General features: G+C 66.9%; 9 protein-coding genes and 1 pseudogene. 3 read left to right on the plus strand and 7 right to left on the minus strand.

Features of this window, described 5'->3' with window-relative positions; all coding sequences use genetic code 11:
• Nucleotides 1–124 precede the first annotated feature (124 nt).
• The 6 genes and pseudogenes from C7446_RS10035 to C7446_RS10055 form a co-directional block, all read right to left on the minus strand.
• A complete protein-coding gene (locus tag C7446_RS10035) occupies nt 125–1948 on the minus strand; it encodes a glycoside hydrolase family 15 protein (protein WP_121172970.1) in 1824 nt (607 codons plus the stop codon).
• A gap of 192 nt (nt 1949–2140) precedes the next feature.
• Nucleotides 2141–3718, minus strand: a complete 1578-nt coding sequence (locus C7446_RS10040) for an aldehyde dehydrogenase (NADP(+)) (protein ID WP_121173042.1) — start codon at nt 3716–3718, stop codon at nt 2141–2143.
• Between the two features lie 90 nt (nt 3719–3808).
• A pseudogene (gene araD1 / locus C7446_RS16470) lies at nt 3809–4762 on the minus strand (AraD1 family protein); the annotation flags it as partial.
• 304 nt (nt 4763–5066) lie between these two features.
• A complete protein-coding gene (locus C7446_RS10045; protein ID WP_121172971.1) occupies nt 5067–6470 on the minus strand; it encodes a GntP family permease in 1404 nt (467 codons plus the stop codon).
• Nucleotides 6471–6697: 227 nt separating this feature from the next.
• Complete coding sequence (locus tag C7446_RS10050; protein ID WP_121172972.1) at nt 6698–7648, minus strand: 3-hydroxyacyl-CoA dehydrogenase family protein; 951 nt, start codon at nt 7646–7648, stop codon at nt 6698–6700.
• Between the two features lie 49 nt (nt 7649–7697).
• Entirely contained in the window at nt 7698–8675 is a 978-nt protein-coding gene (locus tag C7446_RS10055) for a sugar phosphate isomerase/epimerase family protein (protein ID WP_121172973.1), read from the minus strand.
• A 222-nt stretch (nt 8676–8897) separates the two neighbouring features.
• Here C7446_RS10055 and C7446_RS10060 point away from each other — a divergent pair, with 222 nt between their 5' ends.
• The 3 genes from C7446_RS10060 to C7446_RS10070 all read left to right on the plus strand — a co-directional run bounded on the left by C7446_RS10060 (nt 8898) and on the right by C7446_RS10070 (nt 13224).
• Nucleotides 8898–9845 carry a LysR family transcriptional regulator gene (locus tag C7446_RS10060; RefSeq protein WP_121172974.1) on the plus strand — a complete coding sequence of 316 codons (948 nt, stop codon included), beginning with the start codon at nt 8898–8900 and terminating at the stop codon, nt 9843–9845.
• A gap of 128 nt (nt 9846–9973) precedes the next feature.
• The gene (locus C7446_RS10065; RefSeq protein ID WP_121172975.1) at nt 9974–10924 is read left to right on the plus strand and encodes a helix-turn-helix transcriptional regulator; all 951 of its coding nucleotides are present in this window, start codon (nt 9974–9976) and stop codon (nt 10922–10924) included.
• Nucleotides 10925–11022: 98 nt separating this feature from the next.
• Nucleotides 11023–13224 (plus strand): TonB-dependent siderophore receptor, encoded by a 2202-nt coding sequence (locus C7446_RS10070; RefSeq protein WP_121172976.1) that lies wholly within the window; start codon nt 11023–11025, stop codon nt 13222–13224.
• A 56-nt stretch (nt 13225–13280) separates the two neighbouring features.
• Here C7446_RS10070 and arfA read toward each other — a convergent pair whose 3' ends face one another.
• Nucleotides 13281–14792, minus strand: a complete 1512-nt coding sequence (arfA, locus tag C7446_RS10075) for an arabinosylfuranosidase ArfA (RefSeq protein ID WP_121172977.1) — start codon at nt 14790–14792, stop codon at nt 13281–13283.
• Nucleotides 14793–14800: the final 8 nt, after the last annotated feature.

Consider the following 14800-nt stretch of genomic DNA (forward strand, 5'->3'; position numbering starts at 1 on the left):
CGTGGCGGTGGAATGACAGGGCAGCCGATTGCTCCCACAGGCGCCGGGCCCTGGCACTGCGCGAAGCTCCGCGCCGGCGGCGATCAGCGTCATTGCATCGCCACACGCCGATGATGCCGCCCCCTCAGTGCTGACCATCCTCGATCGGACAACCCGACAGTGCATTGGCCGCACAGATGAGCGCCAGGTGGCTGAGTCCCTGGGGGACATTGCCGAGATGCTCGCCGGTACCGGGGTCGATCATCTCGGTCATCAGACCGAGATTGGCCTGGGTCGCCTCCAGCGCCCGGCGCATCACGGCATTGGCTTCTTCGTGCTCGCCTAGGGCTGCCAGCGCCTCCACCAGCCAGAAGGAGCAGGCCACGAAGGCGCCTTCCTCCTCCTGGGCGCCCGAATAGCGGTACAACAGCGCGCCCCGCCCGAGCTCCTCGCGAATCGCCCGGTAGGTGGAAAGCATCCGCTCGCGGTTCTCCTCACGACCGAAGCGATGGGTCAGGAACATCGCGGCATCCAGCCCCTCGGTCTCGCTGTGGAAGGTGTAGGCCTGGCGGGCCTCGGACCAGCAGTGCTCGTTGATCCAGTCGCGGATGCGATCGCGCTCGCGGCGCCAGCGCTCCTGCCAGGTCGGCTCGATATGACCGGCCTCGGCCAGGCGCACGGCATGGGTCAGGGCCAGCCAGCAGGCCATCTTCGAGTGCGTATAGTGGCGCTGCTCCGGCAGCTCCCAGATGCCGGCATCCCGAATGCGCCAGCGATCGGCGCACTGATTGGCGAGCTCGCCGAGCAGGCGTGCCGTCTGACCGTCGATGACATGGCCCGCCTCGATGAAGAGCGTCGCGGTCGCCAGCATGTCACCATACATGCTCAGCTGTACCTGGTCTTTGGCATCGTTGCCGATGCGTACCGGCTGCGAGCCCCGGTAGCCGCTCAGCGGCGGATAGTGCTCGGCGGGCACCAGATCGCCGTTGAGCCGGTAGCAGGCCCGCATTTCCGGGCCGTGATGGCGAATGGTCGCGGTCAGCCAGGAGAAGGCCGCCTGGGACTCCTCCGGCGCGCCGGCCTGCACGAAGGCCTTGATCACCAGACAGGCGTCGCGCACCCAGGCATAGCGGTAGTCGTAGTTCTTCTCGCCGCCGATGCGCTCCGGCAGGGAGGTGGTCGCCGCCGCGGCAATCGCCCCGCTCGGCGAGTGCAGCAGGAACTTGAGCGCCAGCGCCGAACGGATCACCCAGGCGTTGTATTCGCCGTCGAAATGCAGCTTGTCGACCCAGTCTCGCCAGGCAAAGTCGCTGACATCGATGCGACCATCGATGCGCTCGATCGGCGGCACTGCCAGCGGCTCGTTCTCGGTGGCCAGTACCGCCACCAGCGAGCGCGACCCCGGTGTGGTGCAGAGCTGCGCGGTAACTCCGCGATCCCCGCACTCGTGCAGCGTGACATCCCCGGAGTAGCGAAACATCGCCATCAGCTTGCCGATGTTGTAGACATCGCCCACCGGGTTGGCCTGCAGCCAGGGGCTGACCGTTTCGGCGCGCGTGCCCGGGCAGAAGCGGATGTCGAATTCAACGCTGCCTGCCAGCCCCTCCACCCGGCGGGCCAGCTCGCACCAGGGCAGACGCCCGGCGGTATTGCTGTTGATCGATTCGGTGACCCGGGCACTGCCACCGGCGGTGGTGAACACCGTCTCCAGCACATTGCTGTTCTCCCGGTAGCGCCGTTCGACCCGGCAGGGCTCGCGCGGCGACAGCGCAAAGAAGCCCCCGTGCTCGGCAGCAATGAGGCGATCGAACAGGGGCGGGGCTTCCATGTCGGGCGCGCACCACCAGTCGATGGCACCATCCAGTGCAATCAGTGCCACCGTGCGTCCCTCGCCGATGGCGGCATACTCGGCCAGCGGGGCCTGGCCCGCTTCGCGCGTCGGTACGAGACCGCTACCGTTTTCCGTCATTGCACATTCCGTCATTGCACAACGTTCCCTGTCGTGATGCTTTCCTCCGAGGGTAGTCTGTACCAGGACAAAAGTTGAACACCGATTGCCTCGGTGGCCGGGTCACGCCTTTCAGACATGCAAAAACGCCCGCCCGGGGGTACCGGGCGGGCGCTACCGTGACCCTCTTTCGGATCACCCCGGCGCGGGACGTCAGCCCTCGCGCCGGCCGTCGACCAGCCGGTTGAGCCCCAGCGGGTTGGCTTCGCGCGTCGCCTCCGGACGCAGCGCATCCGGCAGGTTCTGATAGCAGACCGGGCGCAGGAAGCGATGGATCGCCGCGGTGCCTACCGAGGTGGTACGGCTGTCCGAAGTGCTGGGATAGGGACCGCCATGCACCATGGCATCGCAGACCTCGACCCCGGTCGGCCAGCCGTTGGCAAGAATGCGACCCGCCTTGCGCTCGAGGATCGACAGCAGCCGGCGCGCCTGATCAAGGTCGGCGTCCTCCATCTGCAGGCTAGCGGTCAGCTGCCCCTCCAGCTTCTCGGCGACCTGCACCATTTCGGAGGTGTCGCGGCACTCGATGATCAGCGAGGTCGCGCCGAACACCTCCTCCTGCAGGCTCTGATCGGCCAGCAGCTCCTGCGCCGTGGTCAGAAAGAGCGCCGGCTGGCAGGTGTGCGGCCCGCCGCCCTGCGGGCCACGCGCAATCTCGCGCACCCCGGCATGTCCGGCCAGCCGGGACTGGCTCTGCCCGTAGGCCTCATGAATGCCCGGAGTCAGCATGGCCTGGGCGGTGGTCGCCTTCAGCGCCTCACCGGCGCTCTCCACGAAGCGATCCAGTGCCGCGCCCTGCTCGGCGATCAGCAGACCGGGATTGGTACAGAACTGGCCGGCACCGAGATTGAGCGAGTTGACGAACGCCCGGCCCAGCTCCTCGCCCTGCGTTTCCAGCGCCTGCGGCAGGGCAAACACCGGGTTGATGCTGCTCATCTCGGCGTAGAACGGAATCGGCTCGTCGCGCTGCTGGGCAATCTGCCACAGCGCATGACCGCCCTTGCGCGAGCCGGTGAAGCCGGCGGCCTTGATGCGCGGATCGGCGACCAGCGCCTGACCGACTTCGAAGCCCGAGTCATACAGCAGCGAGAAGACGCCCTCGGGCAGGCCGCACTTGCCGACGGCACGCTGCAGGGCCCGGCCGACCAGCTCACAGGTGCCGGGATGGGCCGGATGTGCCTTGACCACCACCGGACAGCCGGCGGCCAGCGCCGATGCGGTATCCCCGCCGGCCACCGAGAAGGCGAGCGGGAAGTTGCTGGCGCCGAAGACCGCCACCGGGCCCAGCGCAATGTGGCGCTGACGATGGTCGAGCCGCGGCATCGGCGAACGCTCGGGCAGCGCCGGGTCGACCCGGACATCGAGCCACTCGCCGGCGCGCACCACCCGCGCAAACATGCGCAGCTGGTTGCAGGTGCGCCCGCGCTCGCCGGTAATGCGGCCCTCGGCCAGTCCGGACTCGGCCACGGCGCGCTCGATCAGTTCATCACCGAGGGCCTCGATCTCATCGGCACAGCTCTCCAGGAAGCGGGCACGCTCCTCGAGCCCGGTTTCGCGATAGCGGTCGAATGCCTCCCAGGCCAGCCGACAGGCCCGATCGACATCCTCCCGGGTGCCGCCCGGCCAGTCCGGCTTGAGCTGCTCGCCGGTGGCGGGGTTGACCGCCGCAATGGATGCCTGGCTGCCACGAACGGCCTGCTGACCGATGAGTTGGGTACCTTCCAGTGCCATGACGCCTCCTGCCTGTGGCGCCCGCTCATGCGCATCACTGCCATGACGGGCACTCAGTGAGTGTATGTGGAGCAAGGGCGGCTCCCGGACGAAGGCCAGCGGATTGCGCAGCATTCGCCCCAGAGCCGGCAGTTCGATTTCGAAACGATCGCCATCCCGGGTCTCGATGCCCTCGGCAAAGCTCAGCGTCGCCGTGCCGAAGAAATGCAGGTTGAGGTCACCGGGGCGGCGGAACAGCACGTACTTGAAATGGTGGTACTCGAGATTGGCGAGGCTGTGCGACATGTTGGCCTCGCCGGTCGCGAACGGCCGCTCCCACAGGGTGCGGCCGTCACGCACGATCCGGCTGGTACCGGTGAGACTGGCAGGCAGCTCGCCGATGAAGAGCTCGGGACCGAAACTGCAGTGGCGCAGCTTGGAGTGCGCCAGCCAGAGCTGGTTGTGGCGCTCGGTCACGTGATCGGAGCACTCGTTGCCGATGGCGTAGCCGATCCGCCAGGGTCGGCCCCGGTCATCATTGAGATAGACGCCGACCAGCTCGGGCTCCTCGCCGGCATCCCGGGCGAAGCTCGGCACCGGAATGGGCTGCTCGGGCGCGATGACGCAGCGGCTATCGCCCTTGTAGAACCACTCCGGTTGCACGCCGACGGCACCCGGCTCCGGCTTGCCGCCCTCGATGCCCATCCGGAACATGCGCATCGAATCGGTGAGATTCGCCTCATCGGCCGCCGCGCCGCCGTGCATCGCCGCACGGGTATCGACGCTGCCCGGATGGGTCAGACCGGTGCCGCTCACCAGGCAGTGGGCCGGATCGGGATGAGTGATCGGCGGCAGCAGTTCACCGGCTGCCACCAGGGTGTCGTAGTCAAGCGTCTCGTCGCCGAGCAGCCCCTCGATCACGCTCGCCAGCGACTGGCCGGTTGCAATCGCCTGACGGGCCAGCGCCAGGGTGCCGCCCGCAAGTTCGATCGGGCGGACCTGCGCTGCGCTTTCCACCAGTGCCGCCTTCGGGCCGTGAACGCTCTGGTACTGGATCAGTCTCATGCACTTCTCCGTGATGCTCGCTCCCGGCAGCGGCCGTCACCATGCGCGGCCATCACCGGGGTCGCGGCAGCGGTCAGTTGTCATACAACATCGCCGACAGCTCTCCAGCATAGTAGAACTCTGCCAGCTGGCGGCGATTGAAAGGTCGAAAATCGACCATGGTCGAAGTCCCGGTCGCCGCCGTCGTGCGGTGTGACCCGCGCCGGCCCCTGGCTGACCGCAACGAAAATGCTCCGGCCGGCAGTACCGGGAGTTCGGTACCGCACGGCCGGAGCAGCAGCGTCGCCGGGCTCGGCGTGGCGGGTCAGGTGATCAGCAGGAAGAGCCCCCAGACCAGCCCGAAGGCCATCAGCGAAATGCCGGTCGAGACCACCGTCCAGGTCTTGAGCATGGTCTGGGTACTGACCCCCAGAAAACGCCCCACCAGCCAGAAGCCGGAGTCGTTGACGTGCGAGTAGCCGATGGCGCCGGCCACGATCGCCACCGTGATGCAGGCCGCCGGGAAGCCGGCCAGCTCGGGCGCAGCCAGTACCGCCGGTGCCATGATGCTGGCCGCCGTGGTGCCGGCCACCGTGGCCGAGCCCTGGGCCACGCGGATGACCGCGGCAATCACGTAGCCGGCCACGATCAGCGGCATGCCCAGCGACTGCAGGCTGCCGGCCAGCGCCTCGCCGATGCCGCTGGCCTTGAGCACGCCACCGAACATGCCGCCGGCCCCGGTGATCAGGATGATGCTGCAGACCGGTGCCACCGCCTGTTCGACGATATCGTTGATGGCATCCATGGCCTCCTCGCGCTGGCGTCGCAGCACCAGCAGCCACATCGCCACACAGGTGCTGATCAGCAGCGCAATCGGGGTTTCGCCGATCAGCAGCAGCGTGTTCAGCAGGGTATTGCCCTCGGGCAGGGTGCCGCTGGAGATCAGCGTCGAGATGCCGGTGTTCATGAAGATCAGCGCCAGCGGCATCAGCAGCACCAGCATCACCACCCCGAAGGGCGGCAGCTCGCTGGTCTCGTCGGCCTGGCTGTCGCCCATCATGTCGGGCACCGGCTGGAACGGCATGCGCCCGGCGCGGGCCACCGAGAGCCGATAGCCCATGACATACCAGGTCGGAATGGCGGCCAGCAGTGCCACCAGCAGCACCTGACCCACATCGGCATGCAGGAACACGGCCGCCGCCACCGGGCCGGGATGGGGCGGCATCAGCGCATGCATCACCAGAAAGGCACCGGCAGCAGGCAGCCCGTAGAGCAGCAGCGAGCCCTTCAGCTCGCGGGCAATCGAGTAGATGATCGGCAGCATCACCACGAAGGCGGCATCGAGAAAGATCGGAAAGCCGAACAGCAGGCAGGCAATCGACAGCCCCAGCGGCGCCCGCTCACGGCCGAACAGGCGGATCAGCGTATCGGCCAGCACCCGGGCACCACCGGAGACCGCCACGATGCGGCCGAGCACGGCCCCGAAGCCGATCAGCAGCGCGACATTGCCCAGCGTATCGCCGAAGCCCGACAGCAGGGTCGGCATCAGGTCGGAGACGCCGATACCGGTGGCCAGCGCCGTGGCAATACTGACGATGACCAGCGAGAAAAAGGGATGCAGCCGGATCCGGATGATCAACAGCAGCAGTACCGCGATGGCAACGGCCGCGACGGCCAGCAGGCCGAGCGTCGACATTCCGGAAGCGGCTGCGTCCTGAGCCCCTTGCATAATCAGCCTCCATGGAGGGCCGCCACCGCAGCCACGGTGGCTCTACCAGTAATGAAATCGGCCAGGCGCCTTTTGACCACCGCCCGGGCGATGGCCACGAAGGCGCCTGATGAATGACACGCCTCGCCCTGGCGAAAAACGCACCCTCCACGCAGCCGCCGGTGAGGGCGCAGGCGGACAGGCCTCGGCCGGGGCCGGCGCCGCAGTGCCGGTCCCGGATCGGGGCTTCAGGAGAGCGGCGGCGGGCCGAGCTCCTCGAGCAGCTTCTGCAGCTTCACGTAGGCCCGGTTGCGATAGGCAATCAGCTCCGGGATACGCTCGGCCGGCACATCGGTGAAGCCACCACCGCTCTTGGTGCCCAGCTTGCCCTGATCGATCAGGTCACTGAGCACCTGTGGTGTGGCAAAGCGCTCGGGGAAGTCCTTCTGCAGCGACTGATAGCAGAAGTTGTAGACATCCAGCCCGGCCATGTCGGCGATCGCGAAGGGGCCGAAGAACGGCAGGCGGAAGCCGAAGGTGGTGCGCACCAGGGTATCGATGTCCTCGGCGCTGGCCACCCCTTCCTCGAGCAGCTGGGTCGCCTCGTGGAACAGCGCATACTGCAGGCGGTTGAGCACGAAACCGGTCACGTCACTGACGGTGGCGGTCTCCTTGCCGGTCTCGTGCACGATGGCACAGGCGGCATCCACCACGTCGGAGCGGGTCCCGGCGTGCGGGATGATCTCCACCCCCGGCACGAAGGGCGACGGGTTGGAGAAGTGCACGCCCAGAAAGCGGCCCGGCTCGGTCACGGCCTCGGCGAGCGAGGCGATCGAGATGGTGGACGTGTTCGAGCCGATGATGGCATCCGTCGGTGCGGCCGAGCAGATCCGGCGCAGGGTCTCGTGCTTGATGTCGAGCTTTTCGGGAACCGCTTCCTCGATGAAGTCGGTGCCCTCGACCGCCGCCTCGATGGATTCGGCCGCGGTGACATTGCGCTCGATGCGCTCGACCGCATCGGCCGGAAACAGCTCATCGGCGACGTACTGGCGGGCCTCTTCGATCAGCCGCTGGCGGTTCTTCTCGGTGACCTCGAACGAAACGTCGCTGATGCGCACCTCGGCACCGGCCAGCGCCATCACCTGAGCAATGCCGCCACCCATGTAGCCGGAACCGACGATAGCTACCTTGCGTGTCATGAAGTGATCTCCATGGTGTTGAAAGCGAAAAAGTGTTGAAACCGCCGACTCAGCGCTTGCCGCCCTGGCGGACCCGGCTCTGACCGAGCTCGTAGTCGGTGCTGCGCGGCAGCACCTGTTCGCGCAGGTAACGCTGGTTGGTGTTCGAAACGCTCAGACCGTCACCGCCGTAGTGTTCGGTGCAGATGACGCCCTGGAAGCCGTGGGCCAGCGCGATTTCGAACGCCTTGCGATAGCTGATCAGACCGAACTCCAGCGGTGCCGGCATGGCGATGTACTGATCGCGCGCCACGTCCTCGTCACGGCTGTAGTTCTTGACGTGCCAGTAGTTGGCGTACGGCAGGGTCTTTTCCAGCATCTGCTGCCAGGGCTCGATCGGGCGATGCAGGCGGATCAGGTTGCCGATATCGGGATTGAGGCCGACGTTCGGCAGGCCGATGTCCTCGACCAGTGCCACGGCGGAATCGGCGGTACCCAGATAGGTGTCCTCGTACATCTCCAGCGACATCAGCAGGCCCAGCTCCTCGGCGCGCCGGCCCAGCTCCTGCAGCCGCTTCACCGCCAGATTCCAGGTATCGCGATCGCCGGTCGGGTCCTTGTGGCCCTCGACGGTCCAGAACCACAGCTGCTTCTGCTGCTCGGGCGTCAGTGCCTGGTGCAGGCCGACGGACACCACCTCGCAGCCCAGCTCGGCGGCGGCTTCCAGCGTACGGTGGCTGTAGGCCAGGTTGTCCTCGCCGTGCTCGGTATCGATCACGCTGCGCCGGATTGCCGACAGCGAGGGCATGCCGAGGCCGGCGTCATGGGCGGTGCGCTTGAACTCATCCAGCCGCGCTGCCGACAGGTCACCGGGCTTCACCCAGCCATCGGTGAGATCGACATCGCGAAAGCCGGCCTCGCGGACTTCGGTGAAGACGCCATGCCAGTGGGCAGCATCGGCATCGTTGACATGCCGACCCCGGGAATCGGTGGCGGAAAACTGCAGCAGGGCGGCCGCAATCGGCCATTCTTCAGCGCTATAGGGCATGGCAGGTCTCCTTTCGGGTCATCGGAAGCGATGGCAGGGCAAGACGGCAGCGCCCACCGCCGGGGCCGGCGGCATGCCGGCGTCTGCAGCGGGCGCTGCCGAACATGTTGCTCGGTACGTGATCGAAGGCACGATAGCGCCGAGCGGAAATAACCATCCAATGCTGATACCGCTACCATCTGATAACCTTTTGGTTATCATGGACCACCCGGATCGCATCTCATGGGCACTCTGCCGAAGGACTGGTTTTCCCGCGTTCGACTAAAGTTACGCCACCTCGAGCTGTTCGTGGCGCTTGATGAACAGCGCAACCTGCACCGCGCCGCTGCCCAGCTGGAGATCAGTCAGCCGGCGGCCTCGAAGCTGCTGGGCGAACTGGAGAGCCGGCTGGGGACGCCGCTGTTCGAACGGCACAGCCGCGGGCTGACCCCCAACTGGTATGGCGAGCTGATGGTACGACGGGCGCGCTCGGTGCTGGACGAGCTCGGCCAGGCCGGTGAGGAGTTCAACGCCCTGCAGAGCGGCCATACCGGGCTGGTGCGCGTGGGCACGGTGATGGCGGCGGCCGTGCCGCTACTGACCCGCGCCGTCGAGAGGCTGCACAGCGAGCGGCCGGGGCTGCATGTCAGCATCAACGTCGAGGTGAGCCGGCAGCTGGTCCAGGGCCTGCTCGATGGCCGGTACGACTTCGTGCTCTCGCGCATTCCGGCCGGCTTTTCCGGCGAGCACTTCGTGTTCGAGGAGATCGGCGAGGAAGAAATCTGCTTCGTCTGCAGCGTTCGCCATCCGCTGGCCCGGTCAACCGCGCCGGATCTGGCGACTCTCAGCCAGTGGCCGTGGGCCCTGCAGCCGCGCGGCAGCCTGATGCGCCAGCGGGTCGAGGAGCTGATGCACCGGGAGCAGCTCGAGCTGCCCTGCTGGGTGGTGGATACGCCGGATCCGATGGTGTCGCTGGCGCTGGTCGACAACTCGGAGTTCATCACCGTCGCCACCCGCGATGTCACCGAACGGCTGTTCGATCCGGCACGCTTTCATATCCTGCCCTACCCGCAGCGTCTCGGCATTCAGCCCTACGGCCTGGTCAGCCTGCGCCATCAGCGCCTCTCGCCGGGCACCGGGGCGCTGATGTCCACCCTGCGCGAGCTGATGCGCGAGCCGCCTGCTCCCTGACCGGCCGCGGCCGGCGCCGGGGCAGGAGTGTGCGCGTTCGCCTGTGCCCCTTGCCGAGCGCCGCCCGACATGCGATACCTGAACCTGATTGAGTCTCATTACCACCCGAGCGCCGGAGCCGCCGTCGCATGAATTCATCCGCTATACCCGATCCGCCGCCCGTGCGGGCCCATACCTCCCGTGAGCTGAAGGCGCTGGGGCAGCGCTACGGGATCGACTATCACTTCCCCCGCTCGGACGCCGCCGCACCGACCGCAACCGTGCTGCGCGGCCGGGTGCAGGAACTGGCCCCCGCCCCCGGCATGCAGCTGGTGACCTCCGATATCGAGGTGCTCAAGCGCTACGACTCCTGCTCCCGGGCGCCCACGCCGCTGTCGATCATCGTCATGCTGGCGGGTGAAGCCGAAGTCGGTCTGGCGGAGCAGCGCCTCACCCTGCGCCCCGGCATGGCGCTCAGCGTCCGGCTGGATCAGCAGGACGGGCTGGCCGCGGTCCAGGCCGCCGGCCAGCGCATTCGCGCCCTGACCCTGAGCCTCGACGAGACCCGGCTGGCGGAGTTCACCGGCGAAACCGCCGACGCTCACGGCTCCTGCATGCACGCCTGGCATCTGCCCGGCACCCTGCAGAGTGCCCTCGAAGAGGCGATTGCCGCGCCGCTGGCGGGAACGGCACAGCGGCTGCAGCTGCAGGGGCTGAGCCTGCAGCTGCTCGCCCACGGTCTGGCCGGTGCCGATCGGCAGGCGACCACCGCCCCGACGCCGGGCGAGCGGCAGCGGCTGGAACGGGTACGCGAGACCCTGCGCAGCGATCCGGCCCGCGAGTACCGGCTGGAGCACCTGGCGCAGCTCGCCGCGATGAGTCCGGCCAGCCTGCGTCGCAAGTACCGCGCCACCTTCGGTCGCAGCGTCTTCGATGAGCTGCGTCACTTCCAGCTCGCCCTCGGCCGCGATCATCTCGCCCGGGGCCTGAGCGTGCAGCAGGCCGCCCACTTCTGCGGCTATCGCCACGCCGGCAACTTTGCCACCGCCTTTCGTCGTCACTACGGCATTCCGCCCGGCAGGCTGGTGCGACGCAACTGAGCACCCGGCAAAAAAACCTGAGCATTGCGCATGATCATGCCGGCCCTTCAAAGAGAATAATTCTCATTACATAACGACAGGCGCAAGGATCAGGGAACATGTCACGCCCATATGACCGCTATCGCGACCGGCTTTGCCGTTACGCCATTCGCCAACCGCTGCTCTGCGGCGCCCTGCTGTCCGGTGCGCTGCCGATGGCGGTCACCCACGCCGAGGAGCCCGGCACCCAGTCGCAGGTGGTGGTCTCCGCCGCGTCACTGGCGGATGTGACCGGCCCCACCGAAGGCTATCGGGTCTCGGGCAGTGATGCCGCCACCAAAACCGCCACGCCGCTGATCGAGACGGCCCGTTCGGTCGACGTGATCACCCGGGCGCAGCTGGATGATCAGAACGCGCAGAGCATGAACGACGCCCTGCTCTATACGCCCGGCGCCTTTACCGGCCTGGCCGGTGCCTCCAAACGCTCCGACGTGGTGGCGCTGCGGGGCTTTCATGGCGGCGATGTTTCCAACACCTTCCTCGACGGCATGCGGCTGCAGAGCGATCCGGGTGCCTATTCGGCGATCCAGATCGATCCCTTCTTTCTGGAGCGCATCGATGTGCTCAAGGGGCCGGCCGCCAGCCTCTATGGCCGCACCATGCCGGGCGGACTGGTCGATTTCACCACCAAACGGCCCCGCCATGAGCAGCAGGGGCTGCTGCGGATGAGCTACGGCAGCTTCGACAACCGCTTTTTGGGCCTGGACCTCACCGGCCCGGTGGGCAACGGCGAGTGGGCCGACTACCGCTTCACGGCGCTGGGCAGCGCCTCCGACACCCAGTTCGATGTCGCCGATCGCGAGCGCTATGCCGTCATGCCCCAGGTCGAACTGCACCCCTCGGAGGATACCGACCTGCTGCTGCAGGCCTATCTGCAGCATGATCCGGCCGGCGACTTCCATGGCGCCGTCCCCTATGACCTGAGCGTCGACAGTTCGCGCTTCGGACGCACCGTCGATCCCGACTTCTCCGACGCCGACCCGGCCCATGACGTGTTCGAGCGCGATCAGCGCATCTTCTCCGCGCAGCTCGAGCACCGCGTCAGCGACAGCCTGACCGTCAACTCGCAGCTGCGCTACATCAACATGGATGTGGAACTCGAGCAGGTCTATCAGGACGGCTTCAACGGCAACGGGGCCGAACTGACCCGCTACTACTCCGGTGCCAGCGAGGATCTGGAGGCGCTCTCCACCGACAACCGGCTGACCTGGGAGACTACCACCGGGGCGCTGTCGCACACCCTGCTGGCCGGGGTGGACTATCAGTGGCGCCACAACGATGCCGATTTCTCGAGTGCCGGCGCCACTGCGCTGGATCCCTTCAACCCCGACTACTCGGGCGATTCGCTGACCAGCGAACCGGCCGTCTACAGCAGTCAGGAGCGCGAGGTGCAGCAGGCCGGCGTCTACCTGCAGGACCAGATCCGGCTGGGCGGCTGGCGTCTGACGCTGGGCGGGCGCCAGGACTATCTCGATCGCGACTACCACTCGAAGCTGAGCGGCGCCACCGACAGCCGCAGCGATCAGCACTTCTCCGGCCAGGCCTCGCTGCTCTATCGCTTCGACTCCGGCCTCGCGCCCTACTACAGCTACAGCGAATCCTTCAATCCGAGCGCCGACTCCAGCGTCGATGGCGCGGTACCGGCACCGGTGGAGAGCTTTCAGCACGAGCTCGGCATCAAGTACCAGCCGCCGGGCACGCGGGATCTCTACTCGCTCGCCGTCTATGACCTGACCCAGCAGAATGTCCAGCAGCGCGCCAGCGTGACGCCGGTCAGCTATATCGGGGTCGGCGATATCCGCTCGCGGGGGGTCGAACTCTCTGCCCGGGCGGCCCTCACCGACCGGCTCCAGATGATTGCCGGCTACAGCTACAACGACATCGAGTACCGGGATGACAACGACAGCGTCACTCCCGCCATCGAATCCGGCAATACGCCGGTGCTCTCGCCGAAACAGATGGCCTCGCTGTGGCTGGCCCATGAGTTCCCGCGGAGCATTCGCGGCGGCGTGGGCATGCGCTGGGTGGACGAAAGCCAGGCCAGTGCCGACAACGAGCGCCAGACCGATGACTACACCCTGGTCGACGCCTTCGTCAGTGCCGACCTCGGCGAGTTCTCCAGCGCGCTTCAGGGCGCCAGCCTGCGGCTCAATGCCACCAACCTGTTCGACAGGGAGTACGTCACCGGCTGCTTCAACAGCAGCTACTGCTACTTCGGCGACGAGCGCAGCGTCACGGCCACGCTGGACTACCACTTCTGAGTCTTCGGTACGGCCACCGCAGGGTGGCCGACCGGGCCGGATGGCGCGGGGCCGGCTCAGCCCACGCGCACGCCCACCATGTGATAGCTCAGCGGGGCCACCTGTCCGCGCAGCCGGCCCTCTTCCACCCGCAGCCCCTCGCCGGGCTGCGGTTTGACGTGATCGGGCGTGCAGGCCGTGTTGACCGCCTTCATGTGCGGATGGATCAGACACTGATGCTCGCGCAGCGTGGCATGATCAAAGCCCTCCAGCGCGACATCGAGCTCCAGCGCCTGCTGCGGATCACGGTTGACGATGAACAGCGTGACGCGCTCCCCGGCCTCGTCATGCACGGCCGCCACATCCAGGCAGGGCACCTCCTCCAGCTCGCGGGTCTGATAGACGGGCCCGTCGACCCTGACATCCAGCGCCCGGCCGCGGCCGTGGCGCGAGGCAAACAGCAGCGGATAGAACAGCGTCTGGCGCCAGACACTGCCACCGGTTTCGGTCATGATCGGCGCAATCACGTTGACCAGCTGCGCGATGCAGGCGATGCGCACCCGATCCGAGCGGCGAATGAAGGTGTTGAGCACGCAGCCGATCAAAAGCGCATCCTCGACGTTGTAGACATCCTCCAGGATCGGCGGCGCGAAGGGCCAGTCGCTGCCCTGCAGGATGCGGCGGTCCTGCTCGACACTGTGATACCAGACGTTCCACTCATCGAAGCAGATATGCACCTGATGGCGGGTGCGCTTCTTCGCCCGCATGTAGTCGATCACGCCCCCGATCGAGACGATGTAGCGATCGAGCTTCTCGGCCAGCGCCAGATAGTCGCCGAGCCGGTCCTCGTGATTGGTGAAGTACATGTGCAGCGAGATGTAGTCGACCGTCTCATAGCAGTGATCGAGTACCGTCGCCTCCCACTGCGGGTAGCTCGCCATGTCGGGATTCGAGGAGCCGCAGGCCACCAGCTCGATATTGCGATCGAAGGCGCGCAGCGCCTTGCCGGTCTCGTGGGCGAGATGACCGTACTCGTCGGCACTCTTCCGGCCAATCTGCCAGGGCCCGTCCATCTCGTTGCCCAGACACCAGAGCCGCACGTTCCAGGGGTCGCGGCGACCGTTTCTGATCCGCTCATCGCTCCAGGCGCTGCCGCCGGGATGGTTGACGTACTCGATGAAGTTGCGCGCCGCATCGAGGTCCCGCGAACCGAGGTTGACCGCCAGCATCATCTCGGTGCCGGCCTGCTCGCACCAGTCGGCAAACTCGTGAATGCCCACCTGATTCGATTCGCGGCTGTGCCAGGCGAGATCGAGCCGCACCGGGCGCACTTCCCATGGGCCGATACCATCCTCCCAGTTGTAGGAGGAGACGAAGTTGCCACCGGGATAGCGCACCACCGGCGGCGCCAGCTCGCGTACCAGCGCCAGCACGTCACGCCGGAAGCCCTGCTCGTCGGCCTGCGGATGGCCGGGCTCGAAGATGCCGCCATAGATGGCGCGCCCCATGTGTTCGAGAAAGGCGCCGTAGAGCCGGTCATCGATCTCGCTGATGACAAAGTCGCGATGCAGGGTCACTCGGGTCTTCATGGGGATCT

Origin of the sequence: Kushneria sinocarnis (genome assembly GCF_003633775.1) — a bacterium.
Lineage (GTDB): Bacteria > Pseudomonadota > Gammaproteobacteria > Pseudomonadales > Halomonadaceae > Kushneria > Kushneria sinocarnis.

What these genes read in the sequence shown, in the direction of transcription:
- arfA (WP_121172977.1), bottom strand. Translation starts at nt 14,792, where the DNA reads ATGAAGACCCGAGTGACCCTGCATCGCGACTTTGTCATCAGCGAGATC.
- C7446_RS10035 (WP_121172970.1), bottom strand. Translation starts at nt 1,948, where the DNA reads ATGACGGAAAACGGTAGCGGTCTCGTACCGACGCGCGAAGCGGGCCAG.
- C7446_RS10040 (WP_121173042.1), bottom strand. Translation starts at nt 3,718, where the DNA reads ATGGCACTGGAAGGTACCCAACTCATCGGTCAGCAGGCCGTTCGTGGC.
- C7446_RS10070 (WP_121172976.1), top strand. Translation starts at nt 11,023, where the DNA reads ATGTCACGCCCATATGACCGCTATCGCGACCGGCTTTGCCGTTACGCC.
- C7446_RS10045 (WP_121172971.1), bottom strand. Translation starts at nt 6,470, where the DNA reads ATGCAAGGGGCTCAGGACGCAGCCGCTTCCGGAATGTCGACGCTCGGC.
- C7446_RS10060 (WP_121172974.1), top strand. Translation starts at nt 8,898, where the DNA reads ATGGGCACTCTGCCGAAGGACTGGTTTTCCCGCGTTCGACTAAAGTTA.
- C7446_RS10050 (WP_121172972.1), bottom strand. Translation starts at nt 7,648, where the DNA reads ATGACACGCAAGGTAGCTATCGTCGGTTCCGGCTACATGGGTGGCGGC.
- C7446_RS10055 (WP_121172973.1), bottom strand. Translation starts at nt 8,675, where the DNA reads ATGCCCTATAGCGCTGAAGAATGGCCGATTGCGGCCGCCCTGCTGCAG.
- C7446_RS10065 (WP_121172975.1), top strand. Translation starts at nt 9,974, where the DNA reads ATGAATTCATCCGCTATACCCGATCCGCCGCCCGTGCGGGCCCATACC.